Source organism: Suttonella indologenes (assembly GCF_900460215.1).
GTDB lineage: Bacteria > Pseudomonadota > Gammaproteobacteria > Cardiobacteriales > Cardiobacteriaceae > Suttonella > Suttonella indologenes.
This window is the reverse complement of sequence record NZ_UHIA01000004.1, coordinates 1,125,868-1,141,646: the sequence shown is the minus strand read 5'-3', so window position 1 is coordinate 1,141,646 and position 15,779 is coordinate 1,125,868. Positions and strand designations below refer to the sequence as shown.

General features: G+C 47.4%; 19 protein-coding genes and 2 pseudogenes. 9 read left to right on the top strand and 12 right to left on the bottom strand.

Annotated features, from left to right (window positions below):
* Positions 1-54: 54 nt before the first annotated feature.
* The 4 genes and pseudogenes from DYC63_RS12740 to DYC63_RS09635 all read right to left on the bottom strand — a co-directional run bounded on the left by DYC63_RS12740 (position 55) and on the right by DYC63_RS09635 (position 1,946).
* A complete protein-coding gene (locus DYC63_RS12740) occupies positions 55-642 on the bottom strand; it encodes a hypothetical protein (RefSeq protein ID WP_174892112.1) in 588 nt (195 codons plus the stop codon).
* 36 nt (positions 643-678) lie between these two features.
* Positions 679-1,098, bottom strand: a complete 420-nt coding sequence (locus DYC63_RS09645) for a hypothetical protein (RefSeq protein WP_115219028.1) — start codon at positions 1,096-1,098, stop codon at positions 679-681.
* 136 nt (positions 1,099-1,234) lie between these two features.
* Positions 1,235-1,453, bottom strand: a pseudogene (locus DYC63_RS13220) (transposase); the annotation flags it as partial.
* A gap of 196 nt (positions 1,454-1,649) precedes the next feature.
* Entirely contained in the window at positions 1,650-1,946 is a 297-nt protein-coding gene (locus DYC63_RS09635; RefSeq protein WP_115219027.1) for a hypothetical protein, read from the bottom strand.
* A 217-nt stretch (positions 1,947-2,163) separates the two neighbouring features.
* Here DYC63_RS09635 and DYC63_RS09630 point away from each other — a divergent pair, with 217 nt between their 5' ends.
* The 6 genes and pseudogenes from DYC63_RS09630 (at position 2,164) to DYC63_RS09610 (ending at position 5,337) form a co-directional block, all read left to right on the top strand.
* Complete coding sequence (locus DYC63_RS09630; protein ID WP_115219026.1) at positions 2,164-2,412, top strand: hypothetical protein; 249 nt, start codon at positions 2,164-2,166, stop codon at positions 2,410-2,412.
* Positions 2,413-2,479: 67 nt separating this feature from the next.
* Positions 2,480-2,719, top strand: a complete 240-nt coding sequence (locus DYC63_RS09625) for a hypothetical protein (RefSeq protein WP_115219025.1) — start codon at positions 2,480-2,482, stop codon at positions 2,717-2,719.
* Positions 2,720-2,744: 25 nt separating this feature from the next.
* Positions 2,745-2,984, top strand: coding sequence for a hypothetical protein (locus DYC63_RS09620; protein WP_115219024.1), 240 nt, complete (start codon positions 2,745-2,747; stop codon positions 2,982-2,984).
* A gap of 148 nt (positions 2,985-3,132) precedes the next feature.
* Entirely contained in the window at positions 3,133-3,309 is a 177-nt protein-coding gene (locus DYC63_RS12705; protein ID WP_172459485.1) for a hypothetical protein, read from the top strand.
* A 301-nt stretch (positions 3,310-3,610) separates the two neighbouring features.
* Positions 3,611-4,119 (top strand): annotated as a pseudogene (locus DYC63_RS09615) (IS5 family transposase); the annotation flags it as partial.
* Between the two features lie 204 nt (positions 4,120-4,323).
* Complete coding sequence (locus tag DYC63_RS09610) at positions 4,324-5,337, top strand: IS5 family transposase (RefSeq protein ID WP_115219023.1); 1,014 nt, start codon at positions 4,324-4,326, stop codon at positions 5,335-5,337.
* 349 nt (positions 5,338-5,686) lie between these two features.
* Here the strand turns inward: DYC63_RS09610 and DYC63_RS09600 are convergent, their stop codons facing one another.
* From DYC63_RS09600 to DYC63_RS09570, 7 genes are read right to left on the bottom strand one after another with little or no spacing between them, the layout of a single operon-like run.
* Positions 5,687-6,043 carry a DUF59 domain-containing protein gene (locus DYC63_RS09600; RefSeq protein WP_115219021.1) on the bottom strand — a complete coding sequence of 119 codons (357 nt, stop codon included), beginning with the start codon at positions 6,041-6,043 and terminating at the stop codon, positions 5,687-5,689.
* A gap of 11 nt (positions 6,044-6,054) precedes the next feature.
* Complete coding sequence (sufU, locus tag DYC63_RS09595; protein WP_115219020.1) at positions 6,055-6,495, bottom strand: Fe-S cluster assembly sulfur transfer protein SufU; 441 nt, start codon at positions 6,493-6,495, stop codon at positions 6,055-6,057.
* Positions 6,492-7,733: a SufS family cysteine desulfurase gene (locus DYC63_RS09590; protein WP_245888129.1), complete on the bottom strand. Its 1,242-nt coding sequence runs from the start codon at positions 7,731-7,733 to the stop codon at positions 6,492-6,494. The genes sufU and DYC63_RS09590 overlap by 4 nt, the downstream gene beginning before the upstream one ends.
* On the bottom strand, positions 7,690-8,826 hold the full coding sequence (gene sufD / locus DYC63_RS09585; RefSeq protein ID WP_245888128.1) for a Fe-S cluster assembly protein SufD: 1,137 nt from the start codon (positions 8,824-8,826) through the stop codon (positions 7,690-7,692). Before sufD ends, DYC63_RS09590 begins: the two co-directional genes overlap by 44 nt.
* Before the next feature lie 8 nt (positions 8,827-8,834).
* Positions 8,835-9,602 (bottom strand): Fe-S cluster assembly ATPase SufC, encoded by a 768-nt coding sequence (gene sufC / locus DYC63_RS09580; RefSeq protein WP_115219018.1) that lies wholly within the window; start codon positions 9,600-9,602, stop codon positions 8,835-8,837.
* Positions 9,603-9,615: 13 nt separating this feature from the next.
* On the bottom strand, positions 9,616-11,061 hold the full coding sequence (gene sufB / locus DYC63_RS09575; RefSeq protein ID WP_115219017.1) for a Fe-S cluster assembly protein SufB: 1,446 nt from the start codon (positions 11,059-11,061) through the stop codon (positions 9,616-9,618).
* A gap of 17 nt (positions 11,062-11,078) precedes the next feature.
* Positions 11,079-11,522 (bottom strand): SUF system Fe-S cluster assembly regulator, encoded by a 444-nt coding sequence (locus DYC63_RS09570; protein ID WP_115219016.1) that lies wholly within the window; start codon positions 11,520-11,522, stop codon positions 11,079-11,081.
* A gap of 250 nt (positions 11,523-11,772) precedes the next feature.
* Between DYC63_RS09570 and DYC63_RS09565 the strand changes: the two genes are divergently transcribed.
* Complete coding sequence (locus tag DYC63_RS09565) at positions 11,773-12,951, top strand: M20 aminoacylase family protein (protein ID WP_115219015.1); 1,179 nt, start codon at positions 11,773-11,775, stop codon at positions 12,949-12,951.
* A 10-nt stretch (positions 12,952-12,961) separates the two neighbouring features.
* Positions 12,962-13,720: a molybdate ABC transporter substrate-binding protein gene (gene modA, locus DYC63_RS09560; protein WP_115219014.1), complete on the top strand. Its 759-nt coding sequence runs from the start codon at positions 12,962-12,964 to the stop codon at positions 13,718-13,720.
* A gap of 47 nt (positions 13,721-13,767) precedes the next feature.
* On the opposite strand, the gene DYC63_RS09555 is transcribed toward modA, so the two are convergent.
* Positions 13,768-14,481, bottom strand: coding sequence for a hypothetical protein (locus tag DYC63_RS09555; protein ID WP_172459482.1), 714 nt, complete (start codon positions 14,479-14,481; stop codon positions 13,768-13,770).
* A 294-nt stretch (positions 14,482-14,775) separates the two neighbouring features.
* Between DYC63_RS09555 and DYC63_RS09550 the strand changes: the two genes are divergently transcribed.
* Positions 14,776-15,759 carry an LLM class flavin-dependent oxidoreductase gene (locus DYC63_RS09550; RefSeq protein ID WP_115219012.1) on the top strand — a complete coding sequence of 328 codons (984 nt, stop codon included), beginning with the start codon at positions 14,776-14,778 and terminating at the stop codon, positions 15,757-15,759.
* Positions 15,760-15,779 lie beyond the last annotated feature (20 nt).

The window sequence follows — 15,779 nt, the reverse complement described above, 5'->3', positions numbered from 1 at the left end:
AAAACATTGATTAAAATATAAATTTATTAAAATAAAACTTAAATTTAATTAAACTCACTTTAAGCATTTGTCAACCCCTGTGAACCAACCAGCACCAAATGCTACTCCTGTGCCAGCTACAAACTGAATTAAACTCCGCATAGTAAGAGTTAATTGACCTAACCCCAACCGAATCCCAAACCCAAAACCTAGTCCTAACAAGAAACATGACCTAGCAAACTCGTTATCTTTTATAGTATCCCAGAACAAATACAATAAAACTGTAATTGCAGCAATAGCGAAAAGAATATATGGAGTAAATAAAACAGCAACACCTACACTTACAGGAGCCATAGGTAGAACAATCAAAGCTAATAATGACCCCAATGCTGCTCCGACTGCAAAAGCCAGTCCCCCATTCGCCCCACCATCAATCAAATAAGCCCCAGCCCCAGTAGTCGGGACAAGAATGACATAACCCAAACCAGTCCAACCTTTTACACTAATATTTCTTTCATGAGCAGTCACTTCACGACCTGCAGATATGGCATCACGGATATCACTCATCACATGAGAACTTAACTTTAATTGAGGTAAAATCTGACTGTAATTATCTTTGGTAATATGGTAAATGATTTGTCCTTTTTGACTTGCTACTTGCAAGGCTTTTCCGCAGATACCCCCTTCAGCTTCTTTCTATTATTTTGTATTTGACTCCTTACTTTCCATTTTTTGAATTAAGAATATTTTTTTATGGTTAAGAATTATCTCTTTAAAATTTTCTTTGATTTCTTTCAAATAGTTAGAATTCATATAAATAACATCTAGGGGAATTGAATTAAATTCACTTTTCCATGATGTCAATGCAGAATATTCTTCATCAATTATTACCTTAATTATATAGTTTCTCTGTTGGTTTAAAGCTGAAAATATTGGATTACCATTTTCTTCATTTTCAAAAAAAGGAGTATTGAAGAAAGGAATTTTCCAAAATTTAATATCACCGTCGATACACCTTAGAGTATCTTGAAATATTTGGAAAATATAATCTTCAATAATCTTATACTTTTTTAAATTTCTAGCCCAATCTTTATCATTTAAAATATTATCAATTTCCATTATTCGAACGCCTTACCTGTCCTAATTTCAATATCTACCCTTTCATGAGCAGTACCAGAAGCTAAGTTAGACCAGGAAACGGGAGCATCACATCCGTTTGTTGTTTTACAATTAAGTATAAATCTTTCTGCTTATTGGCTGACCAACGGTTGAAGGCTTTGTAAACTGTATTGTGTTTCCCAAAATATTTGGGTAGGTCTCGCCATGGTAAGCCTACTCGCATTCGATACAATACACCTTCTACAGTCTTTCGTAAGTTGGGTTTGTTATATAATCCAATTTCAAGTAGAATGGGTTTAAGTCTTTTCCATTGATTATCGTGCTTATCGTTTAGCATGAGTCTGGACTTAGTCATAGCGAGTAGTTCTCTTTTTGAGTCAGAGCTTAAAGTGTACTATCTCGCTATCTTTTTGACAAAATTTTCTTTCTCAATGTTCAACACGCCTTAAAGAACGTAGAAGGAACGTTCTTGCTCTTGGCTAAGCCTAAAAAAATCAAAAAAGAAAACAGTTCGTAGAAGAAAGATTAACAATCTTGTTTTTAACAACACTTTAAACCAAAAAATCAGTCAAGAAAAAAGCCGCAAAATCGAACAGAATTTGCGGCGCAGAAAAAGGCTTAAATTTGGGCGCATATAGCGCCCTCTCGTTGATAGGGCTAGGGGGAAGCCCGCTGTCTTTTGTGATGTCTATGCCGTGTTTTGACAGCAAATAGCGACGATGCCGTGAGTAGGTCTCGGCGCTTGTAATGTATTTGCTTGAGATACCTAAACGCCATAGCAAATAAGTTGCGCGTATGCCATGAGGCATACGCAGCAACATCAGGATTTCGTTTTTCGATAGCTGCATGTCTGCTCCTTGTTGGGAGCAGGGTATTTATCAGATTATAACCAAGCCGTCAAATATTCTTTTGGCGCGCGCGAAGTGCAAGCTAAAAGTCGGGTATAGTAGTACCTGACTTTGTACCATTTTTGGTACTAATCTAACAAGCCTGTAATGTTTATCTGATTTTGGCAGCAGTCTCACTCGAAACACCGCCTATGAGGAGCGCAGGTCTTTTAATCCGATGACCGACTATGTGCCGCGTATTGAGGCGATACCCGAAACCGCCCCCGCCTATGACGATTTGCGCAAGCCTGTTGATTTTCCGCGGCCTCAATGTGTGTCTTCGAAAAGAAACTGTATCTGCTACACGCAGCAAGGCACGCTGATGCGAGATTATCCCCAAAGCGTCTGCCGCGCTTATGTCAAAGAGGGCTATTTTGATGCGACTAAGCCAAGAAATAATAAAGCACAACAAGACAATAAGACTTGACTTAAGCTATAATTACAGATGCTAATCCATGTCGGATTTGGCGTATCACTTAATTTAAGGAGTTATTATGACAACTTTAGAAGCTGAGAAATTAAAAGCGGAAATCAATTTAATGTTGGCGCAAATGCAGAAGATTAATGCGGAAATGCAAAAGATGAATGCAGAAACCCAAAAAATCAATGCAGAAACGGAAAAAGTACAAAAAGAAAGCATGAAATTGATTAAAGAAACGGTCTATTATCCGTTGGTTGTTGGAGCAGGTGCATTTGCAGCTGTTTATGCGGTTATCAAACTGTTCATGCATTAACGGAGGGGGCGCAAGCCCCTTTTTTATGAAACCTGAAAAACTTAATAAAAATCTTGATATGCAGCATCTGCGTCAATTGGTTGATGATATTGGATTGGCGCAAAACGAAATTGCGCGCGTCCTCGAGGTGCCTAAACGTGAATTTAGAGCCTATTTGAGCAATCCTCAAAATGCCAGTTATCGCCAAATGCCCTATGTGGTCTATTACGCATTGAGCGTCTGGGCAGCCTACTGTCGATATGAGCGCAAGAATGCCAATCCATAGCCTTTACTAAGTAGCCGCGCCCCTCATCGTCACGCAAGCTGCGCAGCAGCGTAGCGCGTGATGAATCTTGTTCGGCGTAAGCGCGGACGTAGTCCGCCCCTAACCCCTGAGCCTTAGGCTATCGATTAGCCTTAGGTGGCAGCCCCTCATGCCCTTATCGAAGCACTCAATTATCACGCCCTTGGTCAGCCAAAAAAAACTCCAAAGATTACCGCTCGGCATGTACCGTGCGCAGCACGGCGAAACCGGCGAAACCGGCGAAACCGATATTCGCAGAAGGAACGTTATGTTAAATTCAAAATATAAGACTTATATTGCCTGTTGATTTAGGATTTAGATTTGTATGATTTTTGCGATTTTTGTCATGAATTTACATAATTCATTGGACGAAATTATTCCGACTTACCGTAGTATAGTCAATTCAGCTCAAATAAAGACACAGTTTTTATATGTTAGCCCACACAATAGTAAAACTTGATGTTTTTAGGTGTGCAACTTTGTCATGAATTTACTATAACTCTGTATCAAAAAGAAAGTTTACGCTTAAAGAAATGAAAAACTCTACAAATTTAGGGGCTGTTGACATACGTTGAATTGATGGCATGCTATTGATATGAAACAGATTAATGCTAAGTGATGCCCAATGGGCCAAGATAGAGCCGCTTTGTGCCGGTAAAGTCACAGATGACGGAAGAAGCGCAAAAGACAACCGATTGTTTATCGAAGCAGTGTTGTGGATTATTCGTACAGGCAGTCCCTGGCGTGATTTACCTGAAGAATTCGGTAAGTGGAACAGCGTGTTCCAACGCTATCGCAGATGGGTCAAGGCTGAGCGTTTTGCCGTAATCTTTGAAGCACTGCGGGGAGATCCTGATATGGAATACGCTATGATTGACGGCACCATTGTTAAAGTCCACCGCCACGGACAAGGTGCAAAAAGGGGACTTCAAATCAGGCTATTGGTAAATCCAAAGGTGGTATGAGTACCAAAATCTTGGCCTTGGTCGACGCATTGGGCAATTGGGTTTCATTCACCCTATTACCCGAGCAACGTCACGACATTGTCGGTGTCGAAGCGCTAATTAAAAACAAAGAGTTTAATGCTTTACTGGCAGACAAAGCCTTTGATGCAGATTGAAACCTTTGCAAAACCCCAAAAAATCCTCTAAATTTCCCCAACCCAGAATTTAGAGGACTTTTCCATGAGCAGCTTCTTCTATAGTTGAAGAATTGAAAAACTGATACAAAGTGGCAAATTGCAGACAGTAGAGAGTATAGAAAAGAGAGACAAAGCTGTAACTCTTTTTAAACTCTTCGACTATACCACTCCGCCCAAACTCTGTTAAACCAATACGCTGACCGTTTCCCCTTGCTTAAAATCACCCAACTGCTCGATTGGCAAGCCATTGAACACACACTTGCCAGTAAAAAAGTGGCTGATTTGCGCGACCACGGCGATCGTCCTGCTTATCCGTTGTTGCCGATGTTTCGTGCAATATTGTTGGGACAATGGCACAGTCTTTCCGACCCTGAATTAGAACGCAGTCTGGTTACCCGATTGGATTTCATGATTTTTTATCAATTTCCAGACGAAATGAATTTGCCCGACCACAGCACACTCAACCGTTTTCGTAACTGGCTGATACAAGATGGTTTGTTGGACGAACTCAATCAACAAATCAACCAACAACTGGCTCAAAACAAACTCAAAGTAGAAAAAGCCCAAACCGCCATTGTGGATGCCACCATTATCCAAACCGCAGGCGACAAACTCAAGAAAGCCATTGAAGTCAGCGAACATACCGAACAAACTGAAAATCAAGAACAAACCAAAATCCAAGTAAGCGATACGCCAGCGAGCAAAGACACCGATGCCAAATGGACGATTAAAAGCGGACACTGGCATTTGGGCTACAAACTGCATGCGCGTACGGATGCGGAAGGTTTTATTGAACAAATCCACGTTACTCCTGCTAATGCAGTAGATGTCAAACATTTGGCAAGTGTGTTAGACCATGTTGAAGAAGGCGTAACCATATATACCGACAAAGGTTACGACAGCAAAGAAAATCGGACTTTTTTAGAAAAGCACAAATTAAAAGACGGGATAATGCGTAAAGCCCATCGTAAGCAACCATTGAACCGAGATGATATTGAGCGCAATAAGGGACTATCAAAAGTTCGCTATCGTGTAGAGCAGAGCTTTGCCATTTTGCACCGACTGTTTAAGTGTAAACGGGCGAGCTATTTTGGTTTGGAAAAAGTCAAAGGGCAAATGGTGTTGAAGGTGATGTGTTTGAATTTGTTGAAAGCAGCCAACAAGTTAAGGCTAATTGCGCCTATTGCTGCCTGAAAAGGCAGTAGGCAGCCTGAAATAGGCTGTTTAATCAGGGGGAATGGGTAAAATTTGGGCAGATGATGCCATTCTTGTTGAAAACCCCAAAGCAACTTAGGTGCTTTGGGGTTTTGCAAAGGTTTCAGATTGGCTGTTAGAGGAACTGAACGAAGAGCTTGCCAAGCGGTGATTCCGCCGACGAGCAAGCGAAAACTGCAATGTGCTTATGACCGGCATATGTACAAATGGCGTCATTTGGTAGAAAATGTTTTCTGTGATTTAAAGGAGTTTAAGAAGATAGCCATGCCTTCGGAGAAAACAGACAGCTCCTTTGCGGCAAACATTTACCTCGCTGCAACCATTCGGTTTAAATCATGTTTAATTCGATTTTTGCTCGCAGGCTCATCATGTCCATGCGCCAAGGCGGATCCCATTCCATATGCACTTCGCAATGCTCTACGCCGTCAACTCTTTCTACCGCTTCTTTGACCCAATCCGGCATGACGCCTGCCACAGGACAGCCCGGCGCGGTCAGGGTCATATGAATATCGGCTTGTCCGGTTTTTTTGTCGTATTGAATGTCGTATATCAGTCCTAATTCATAGATATCGACAGGAATTTCAGGGTCATAAACGCTTTTTAGCTCGGTGATGATGTCGCGCTCGAGCGGCGATAAGGCGGGGTCGTCAATATCTTTTTGAAAGGGGATTTGCTCAAATTCCATAATGCTTCCTGTTATTCGGTTTTGGCGCTGTCTTGATGATGTAAGGCGGCGTCTAAGGTATGCCAAGCCAAGGTGGCGCATTTGACGCGCGAAGGATAGTCGCGTACCCCTGCCAAGACTTGCAGTTTGCCGAAATCCGCTGGAATCGGCTCTTGTGTGGTCGCTACTTGATGAAATTGGGCATAGAGTTGCTGAAATTCTTCTATGCTTTTGCCTTTTGCCATTTCCGTCATCAAAGAGGCGGAGGCTTTGGAGATGGCACAGCCGTCGCCGACAAAGCTCACATCCTGTATGATACCGTTTTCCACCCGCACAAAGACTTTCAGATTATCGCCGCACAGCGGATTATGTCCGGTTGCAGCATGGCTATGGTGCTCTAGTGCATGAAAATTGCGCGGTTTTTTGCTGTGATCAAGAATGACTTCTTGATAAAGGGTTTTTAAATCATTCATGCGAATAAATCCTGAGTGGTTTTGACTGCTGCGACTAAACGCGCAATGTCCGCGCTGTCGTTATAGGCGGCAAATGAGGCGCGGATGGTGGCGGGAATGCCGAAGAAGCGCATAATCGGTTCTGCGCAATGATGTCCGACACGTACGGCGAGACCGCGGCTGTCCATAATCGTTCCCGCATCATGGGGATGAATGTCTTGCAGGGTAAAGGAAATGACCGCAGCTTTTTGTGCCGCTTGTCCGTAGATGCTTACACCGTTCAATTCGCTCAGTGCGGCTTCCGCTTCTATGCGCAGCTGTTCTTCATGCGCGGCGAGATTCGGTAAACCGATGTCTTGCAACCATTCCAATGCTGCGCCCAAGCCGATGACTTCCACAATCGGTGGCGTGCCGGCTTCAAATTTCAGCGGCGGCGGTGCGTAAAGGGTTTTTTCAAAGCTCACGGATAAAATCATGTCGCCGCCGCCTTGATAGGGCGGCATGGCTTCTAAAAGTTCGTAGCGACCGTAGAGAACGCCGACGGCGGTCGGTCCGTAGAGTTTATGCCCTGAAAAAACATAGAAATCGCAGTCCAGCGCCTGCACGTCCACCGGCAGATGCGCAACCGCCTGCGCGCCGTCAACAATCGTGGTAATGCCGCGCGCTTTGGCTTTGGCGATGAGCGGCGCGATGGGGTTGATACTGCCCAATACGTTTGAGACGTGGCAGATAGAGAAAATTTTGACGCCGTCTAAGTAGGTATCAAAGTCTTCTATAAGCAGTTCACCTTTGTCGTTCATCGGCAAAACAAGCAATTCCGCACCGAAGCGGCGGCAGGCGATTTGCCAAGGCACGATATTGGCATGATGCTCCATGGCGCTGATCAATACTTTGTCGCCTGCTTGCAGCAGTAGTTCGCCTAAAGAAGAGGCTAAGAGGTTCAGCGCCTCGGTCGTGCCTTTGGTAAAGACGATTTCTTGCGCGGATGCGGCATTAAGAAAGGCGGCGGTTTTTTCGCGCACGCGGTCATATTGCTGCGTCAGTTGCTGCGAAAGAAAATGCACACCGCGATGAATGTTGCTGTATTCATGCTGCAGACAATGCTGCATGGCTTCAATCACGCGCAGGGGTTTCTGCGTGCTGGCGGCATTGTCTAAATAGGTCAAGGGATGGCCGTGTATTTGACGGCTGAGAATGGGAAATTCGCCGGCTAAATCAGTCTTCATCGCCGCCTGTCCATGTTTGGCTAATCGCTTCATGCAAATTGGCAGCTAAGGCTTCATGCTCCACGACCACCGCTTCATGCAAGAAGCTGCTGATCAGCATCACTTGCGCGGTTTCTAGGTCAATACCGCGTGATTGCAGATAAAACAGCGATTCAGGGTCTAAAAAGCCGACTGTCGAGCCGTGCGCGCATTGCACGTCATCGGCATAAATTTCCAAACGCGGCACGGAATGCGATTTGGCTTCGTTCGAAAGCAGGATATAGCGGCTGTCTTGCTTGGCATCGGTTTGCTGTGCGCCGTGGGCGACATAAATCATGCCGTCGAAAATGCCGTTGGATTTGTCGCGCAAAGCACCGCGCACGACTTGATTGCTTTGGCTGCCTTCGCTCATATGGCGCACGTTCACATGATAATCGCCGACTTGCTCGCCGCTGAGCATCTGTACGCCGCCGAATAAAAATTCCGCCTCTGCGCCGTGAATCTCGGCTTGCACGTCCACTCGCGCCAATGCCGCGCCGTTTTGCACCGCATTGATGCGCAGTTTGCTGTGTGCTTGCTGCTTGGCGCCGATATAGGCGCACTGCGTATTCGCCGCACCCTCATCCGCCGCGCCCAGCCACAGCACCATATCGAATTCGCTGTTTGCGCCGACTTCCAACGCAATCAAAGGCAGTTGCGCCGCCTCGCGTTCGGCACGCATATCCAGCCATAAAGCCGCTTTCGCCTCTGCCGCCACTTCAATCAACATCCGTGAAAATTGCCATTTTTTGCCCACGGCATCCAAATGAATCGCCAGCGGTTGCTCGAATGTTTGCGCGGGAATGCGGATGTGCAGCACATCATCGGCTAATGCCATATTGACGGCGGCAAAAGGCGCGTCGATTTGGCTATGCAAGAAAGCCATATCCAAATCGCGCGCTTCGTCGGTTTCAGACACCTGCACCGCATCCGGAAAATCATATTGGTAAGCGGCGCAGTCCACGCGGCGGCTGATGCTGCGTAAGGCTTTCAAGGGCGTCCAGCGCCATGATTCGGCACGCGACAGGCTCGGATAAACCAAGGCTTTTTGCTTGGCAGCGGAATCGCCGGTATGCACCAGCAATTCTGTAATCATCGAATCAGACATCATGCCTCCTAATTGCGCGATGCGCCTGCTTCTTCGCCGCGGTATTCCTGATAACCGCGCGCTTCCAGCTCCAATGCCAATTCTTTGCCGCCGCTTTGCACAATCTCGCCGTTAACCAATACATGCACCACATCAGGCACGATGTATTCCAATAAACGCTGATAATGCGTAATCACTAAGAAAGAACGGCGGGCATCGCGCAAAGCGTTCACGCCTTCCGCGACCACGCGCAAAGCGTCGATATCCAAGCCGGAATCGGTTTCGTCAAGCACCGTCAATTTCGGTTCTAAAACTGCCATTTGCAGGATTTCATTACGTTTTTTCTCACCGCCCGAAAAACCGACATTCACGGCGCGGCTGAGGAAATTTTCTCCCATTTTGACCTGCTTCATGCGTTCTTGCAGCAACGCATGAAAATCCATCGCATCGATTTCCGGCAATCCTTGATGCACGCGTTTGGCGTTTAAGGCGGATTTCAAGAAGTACAAATTGCTGACGCCGGGAATTTCCACCGGATATTGGAAGGCTAAAAATAAACCTTCGCGGGCGCGTTCTTCAGGGTCGAGCGCCAGCAAATCCTTGTCTTCATACCAGATATGTCCTTCAGTGACTTCATAGCCTTCGCGACCTGCCAGCACATTTGCCAAAGTCGATTTGCCCGAACCGTTGGGACCCATAATCGCATGCACCTCTCCGGCAGGAATTTCCAAAGAAATGCCATTAAGGATTTTTTTTCCGTCTTCTAATTCAACATGTAAATTTTCAATTTTTAACATTTTTCTCTTACTCTTAACCAACACTGCCTTCCAATTTCAGCTCAATCAGACGTTGCGCTTCCACCGCAAATTCCATTGGCAATTCCTGAAATACCTGTTTACAAAAACCGTTCACAATCAAACTCACCGCATCTTCTTCGGATAAGCCGCGCTGCATGCAATAAAAAATCTGATCTTCGCCGATTTTGGCGGTAGTCGCCTCATGTTCGACTTGCGCGCTGGGATTTTGCGTAATCAAATAGGGGAAAGTATGCGCGCCGCAATCGCTGCCGATTAATAAAGAATCGCATTGCGAGAAATTGCGTGCATTTTCCGCCGTCGGCAAAATCCGTACCAAACCGCGGTAGGCATTTTGCGCGCGACCTAAAGAAATGCCCTTGGAAATAATCGTCGATTTGGTGTTCTTGCCGATATGAATCATTTTCGAACCGGTGTCCGCCTGCTGATAATCGCGCGCCAATGCCACCGAATAAAACTCGCCGACCGAATCGTCGCCGCGCAAGACGCAGCTAGGATATTTCCAAGTAATCGCCGAACCGGTTTCCACCTGCGTCCAAGAAATCTTGCTCCGCGCGCCCTGACACAATCCGCGTTTGGTCACGAAATTATAAATTCCGCCTTTGCCGTCCTTATCGCCGGGATACCAATTCTGCACGGTGGAATATTTCACGCTCGCGTCTTCGTGCGCATAAATTTCTACCACCGCCGCATGTAATTGATGTTCTTCGCGTTTGGGTGCGGTGCAGCCTTCCAAATAAGAGACATAACTGCCTTTGTCCGCCACAATCAATGTCCGCTCAAATTGCCCCGTATTGGCGGCATTGATGCGGAAATAGGTGGATAATTCCATCGGGCAGCGCACGCCCTGCGGAATATAGCAAAAGGAACCGTCGGTAAAGACCGCCGCATTTAAGGCGGCAAAATAATTGTCCTTCGGCGAAACCACCGTGCCTAAATATTGTCTGACCAGTTCGGGGTGCTCCTGCACCGCCTCGGAAAAAGAACAGAAAATAATGCCGTCTTTTGCCAAACGCTCTTTATAACTGGTGGCAACGGAAACCGAATCGAAGACCGCGTCTACCGCCACACCCGCCAGCATTTCCTGCTCTTCCAGAGGAATGCCGAGCTTTTTATACGTCTCCAGCAACTCCGGATCGACCTCGTCCAAACTCTTAGGCCCGTCTTTTTTCGATTTGGGCGCGGAATAATAAGAGACCGCCTGATAATCAATCGGCGCGATATTCAAATGCCCCCAATCGGGCGCCTCCATTTCCAGCCATGTGCGATATGCCGCCAAACGCCATTCCAACAGCCATTCCGGCTCGCGTTTAATCGCGGAAATCTGACGGATAACCCCCTCATTCAGCCCCGGCGGCAGAGTTTCCTGCTCAATCTGGGTTTCAAAGCCGAACTGGTATTCAGTCGCGGCAATTTGTTTCAATTCTTCATTTTGACTCATGATTAACCTTAGCTTGTTTAAACCGCATGCGGATGCGTTTTCATATGCCGCAGGCGGCGCTCGTCGCGCTGCATATCCGCCAAATTTTTCCCCGCCAACATCTGATTGATCTCCTGATTCAGCTGCTGCCAAAAAGGGCTGACCGTGCAATACTGCGCCAAGGCGCAAGAGACCGCATGATGGGCGCAATCGACCAATTCCGGCACGCCTTCCATCGCCTCTACCACCTGCAAAGCGGAAATCTCATGCGGCGCTCTTGATAAGACATAGCCTCCGCGCGAACCGCGCGTAGAAATTAAAATATCATGACGAACCAATCGCTTGAGTACTTTACCGGTCATAGGGGCGGCAATCCCTGTCAGCTGCGCTAGTGTCGTTGCACTTTTCGGGGTATCATCTTCGGCGAGCAAGGCGCTCAAAAGCAAAAAAGCGTACTCGCTTTCTTTGGTGATGCGCAGCATCCAGCTCTCCCTAAATAATATAGAACGACAAACGTACTATATACTGCTAACCCCTTATTATCAAGCCTTAAGTCCGTTTTTAAGCAGAAATTCATGCTTTAAAAAGCTCATCAAGCATTCTAAAAATAATTTGTTTTGCAAATCGTTCTCGTTTAGCGGTTTTCTTTTTGTCTTTGGGCGGCAAATTTGCCGGCTTGCAAGGCTGAAGTCGCGGCGTATAATACCGTTTTTTCTTTGAATAAGAGCTACTATGCAGGCAATTCTATCTGGGAGCGCGATTGATCAATTGATGCGCGCTTGGCGGCAGGATTTCCATCGTCATCCCGAAACCGCTTATGAAGAAGTTCGCACCTCAGGCATTGTGGCGCAGCTGCTGCGCGATTGGGACATCGAAACGCATCAAGGCTTGGCGAAAACTGGCGTAGTTGGTGTGCTGAAAGGTAATCAAGCCGGTCCGATGATTGGTCTGCGCGCCGATATGGATGCGCTGGATATTCTTGAAGCCAATGAATTTGCCCATTGCTCGACCGTCAAAGGCAAAATGCATGCCTGCGGGCATGACGGACATACCGCCATGCTCTTGGGCGCTGCCAAATATTTAAGCGAACACCGAGATTTTGCCGGCACCGCCGTGTTTATTTTTCAACCTGCCGAAGAAAACGAATGCGGCGGCGGACGCATGATTGCGGAAGGATTGTTCGAGCAATTCCCTGTCGATGCGGTATTCGGCATGCACAATTGGCCGGATTTGCCGCTTGGCAAAGCGGCGGTGCATGATGATGAAGTCATGGCGTCTTTTGATTGCTTCGATATCGATATTCGCGGACGCGGCTGTCATGGCGCGCATCCCGAGCAGGGTGTGGACAGCGTTGCGGTTGCCGCGCAAATTATTTCCGCCTTGCAGCTTGTGGTCAGCCGCAATATTGCTGCGACGGATAAAGCGGTATTGAGCGTAACCCAAATGCACGGCGGCGATATGTACAATATCATTCCTGCGCAAGTGCGCTTAAGCGGCGGTACGCGTTCTTTCCGTCCGCCAATCCGCGATTTATTGGAAAGCCGTATCCGTGATACCGCCCAAGGAATTGCGCAGGCATTGGGCGCGCAGGCGGAAGTACATTATGACCGCCGCTATCCGCCCACGCGCAACCATCTCGCCCAAGCGCGTTATGTCTTAGAAATCAGCCGCTGCTTGCTTGGCGCGGAGAACGTTATCCATAATCCGCCGCCCAGCGCCGCCGCGGAAGATTTCGCCATTATGCTGGAACACAAACCCGGCGCCTATTTTTGGATAGGCAACGGTCGCCATCATCCTGATGCGACATTGCATAATCCGCACTATGATTTTAATGACGAATTATTGGCAATCGGTGCTAGTTTATGGATCGCGCTGATGCAAAACGCCGCGACAGGTCTTGCTTTGACATAATGAGGTAAAAATGAAATCCGCATCTTTGTTTCTTGCTTTAAGTGCCGCGCTTAGCTTCGGCGCTCATGCCGCCGATTTAACCGTCTCCGCCGCCGCCAGTCTGACCGATGCCTTTAATGACATCGGCAAGGCGTACACAGAACAATATCCACAAGATAAAGTCTTTTTCAATTTTGCCGGTTCAGGCGCTTTGCTCAAGCAATTGCAAAACGGCGCGCCGGCAGATATTTTCGCCAGCGCCGATCAATTGCGCATGGATACCGCGGAAAAAGAACAGCTGATTAAGCCCGAAAGCCGTGCGAATTTTGCACAAAACGCTCTTGTGCTTATCGCGCCAAAGGACAGCTATATTGCGCTCCAAGATCTCGCCGCCCTTGTCGAACATGCCGAGATAAAGCACATTGCCATTGCGAATCCCGAAAGCGTACCGGTCGGCACTTATAGTAAGACCGCCTTAGAAAAAGCCGGATTATGGGAAAAAATCGGCGAACGTAATATTCCCACGCAGAACGTGCGGCAATCCTTGGATTATGTGGCGCGCGGCGAAGTGGAAGCGGGATTTGTCTATGCCACGGATGCCGCAATCATGAAAGATAAAGTCAAGACGCTCTTTCAAGTGCCATTGGACGAAGCGCTTTCTTACCCGATTGCGGTAAGCGCCAATAGTCAAGCGCCCGAAGCGGCGCAACGTTTTGTGCAATTTGTGCTTTCCGAACAGGGGCAGAATATTTTGCGCAATTACGGCTTTTTAGCCCCTGATGCAAAATAAAAATCCTGTTAATTAAGACTAAGCGCCCTACTCTTTTATATGAAGCTTTAATCCGTATTTTTAGCCGCAAATGCCGAGCGGATAATTAAGGGGCGGAAGCGTTTGCCGTTAAGGCTCACACGACCGCGCTCATCGATTTTGACCGGACTGGGGCGACTTTGCCAAGCATAGGATGTCGGCGGTTCGTTTTTCACGCCCTGTGCGTGGATTTCTCTGGCTAGTTGGTAGTCCACGCTTCTTGCACTGTCGAAAAAATCGGCAGGATAAGTGCCGGCAGCATAAATTTCCGCCTCTTCCGGTGCATAGGAAAATTTATAGACGCTGTCGTCTTTATTACGCAATGCCGGCGGGCGGAACTTAGGATCTACCGAGGGATAAGAAGATATCCAAAAAATCGAATGCATCGGAATGATGCGTAGCGGCGGCGAATAGCGGGTATAAACGCTGACGTCCAATGCTTCCAGCTGTTTATTGTATTGTTCGATAGTTTTATCCAAGAGAGCGATTTCTTCCGCGCTCAACTCGCTTTTGAGATAGGCTTTTGCCAACAGCTTTTCAGGCAGCCCGGCAAATAATTTTTGGGATAAGGCAACGCTGCGCTCGGGATTAAGGTTATCTATTCTCAGATATTCATGAACCAGATGAAATTCCGGCGTTAAAAACAGCAGGGTTTCGCCATGATAAAAGATCCTGAGCGATGTCGTTTGCGAATAATAGGAATAATATGGCGGGGAGGGGCTTTCTACTGCAATTGATGCCACCACAGGGACGCAAACGACAACCCGACAAGGCGGTTAGTGCCACTGAAGACAAGCTCAGTGTGATAAATTTTCTTCTATCCATAATGTCTCACTTTATTTCATTTTGACTATTTTCTACGATGACAACAGATTTGTCATGGCGTATTAAGCAAGCCGTCTTGTGCCCATTCTAACTGATGCCCCAATTTATAAAGCAAAAAATTGGGCAACATTTATTCTCGCTTGCTTTCTCCTCTTATCGGCGCTAACTTAGCGGCAACACCTATCATCAGCAAACATAATTTTAGGAATAATATGACGACCGCCTTAAGCCTTCTCAACCTCGTGCCGCTGCGCGCAGGACAAAACAGCAAACAAGCCATCGATGCCGCAGTGCGGCTGGCGCAATTTACCGAATCGCTGGGCTATACCCGCTATTGGATTGCCGAACATCACAATACGCCCAATCTTGCCAGCTCCGCCACGCAATTGCTCATCGGGCACGTCTTATCGCAGACCCAAAGCATCCGCATAGGCTCGGGCGGCGTCATGCTGCCCAATCACAGTCCGCTTATGGTAGCGGAGCAATACGGCACGCTTGCCACGCTCTATCCGCAACGCGTCGATTTAGGACTGGGACGCGCGCCCGGCACGGATCAGCGTACTGCTGCCGCCTTGCGCCGTCATTTCTCCCATCAGCCTTATGATTTCGCCCAAGATATTGGCGAATTACAATATTATTTCTCGCCGCTGCAAAGTGAAGACAGCGTGCGCGCCTACCCTGCGGCAGGGATTGATGTACCGCTGTATATTCTCGGCTCTAGCACGGAAAGCGCCTATCTTGCCGCCGCCTTAGGGCTGCCCTATGCTTTTGCCGCCCATTTCGCGCCCGCCCTGCTCTTGCAGGCGGCGGATATTTATCGCCGCCATTTCCAAGCTTCGCCGCAATATGCCCGACCCTATTTCATTGTCGCGCTCAATGCCATTGTGGCGGAAACAGAGGCGGAAGCCGCCTATCTTGCCAGCTCGCAGCAGCAATTTTTCCTGAACGTCCTTACCAACAGCCGCCGCCCCTTGGCACCGCCAATAGACAATATGGACGCGCTATGGACGCCTGCGCAGCAATACCAAGTCGAACATATGACCGCCTGCAGCATGATCGGCAGCCCCGACAGCGTGAAAACACAAATCACTACCCTGCAAGCGCAAATTCATGCCGATGAAATCATGGCGGTCAGCTATATTTACGATGAAGACTTGCAGCATCGCTCTTATCAATTGCTCAAAAACCTGTTCTAAGAAAAAAGCCGTGCATGGCA

Coding starts and splice junctions, on each gene's coding strand:
- DYC63_RS09645 (WP_115219028.1), bottom strand. CDS start 1,098: ATGGAAATTGATAATATTTTAAATGATAAAGATTGGGCTAGAAATTTA.
- DYC63_RS09635 (WP_115219027.1), bottom strand. CDS start 1,946: ATGCAGCTATCGAAAAACGAAATCCTGATGTTGCTGCGTATGCCTCAT.
- DYC63_RS09630 (WP_115219026.1), top strand. CDS start 2,164: ATGACCGACTATGTGCCGCGTATTGAGGCGATACCCGAAACCGCCCCC.
- DYC63_RS09625 (WP_115219025.1), top strand. CDS start 2,480: ATGACAACTTTAGAAGCTGAGAAATTAAAAGCGGAAATCAATTTAATG.
- DYC63_RS09620 (WP_115219024.1), top strand. CDS start 2,745: ATGAAACCTGAAAAACTTAATAAAAATCTTGATATGCAGCATCTGCGT.
- DYC63_RS12705 (WP_172459485.1), top strand. CDS start 3,133: ATGCCCTTATCGAAGCACTCAATTATCACGCCCTTGGTCAGCCAAAAA.
- DYC63_RS09600 (WP_115219021.1), bottom strand. CDS start 6,043: ATGGAATTTGAGCAAATCCCCTTTCAAAAAGATATTGACGACCCCGCC.
- sufU (WP_115219020.1), bottom strand. CDS start 6,495: ATGAATGATTTAAAAACCCTTTATCAAGAAGTCATTCTTGATCACAGC.
- DYC63_RS09590 (WP_245888129.1), bottom strand. CDS start 7,733: ATGAAGCGATTAGCCAAACATGGACAGGCGGCGATGAAGACTGATTTA.
- sufD (WP_245888128.1), bottom strand. CDS start 8,826: ATGTCTGATTCGATGATTACAGAATTGCTGGTGCATACCGGCGATTCC.
- sufC (WP_115219018.1), bottom strand. CDS start 9,602: ATGTTAAAAATTGAAAATTTACATGTTGAATTAGAAGACGGAAAAAAA.
- sufB (WP_115219017.1), bottom strand. CDS start 11,061: ATGAGTCAAAATGAAGAATTGAAACAAATTGCCGCGACTGAATACCAG.
- DYC63_RS09570 (WP_115219016.1), bottom strand. CDS start 11,522: ATGCTGCGCATCACCAAAGAAAGCGAGTACGCTTTTTTGCTTTTGAGC.
- DYC63_RS09565 (WP_115219015.1), top strand. CDS start 11,773: ATGCAGGCAATTCTATCTGGGAGCGCGATTGATCAATTGATGCGCGCT.
- modA (WP_115219014.1), top strand. CDS start 12,962: ATGAAATCCGCATCTTTGTTTCTTGCTTTAAGTGCCGCGCTTAGCTTC.
- DYC63_RS09550 (WP_115219012.1), top strand. CDS start 14,776: ATGACGACCGCCTTAAGCCTTCTCAACCTCGTGCCGCTGCGCGCAGGA.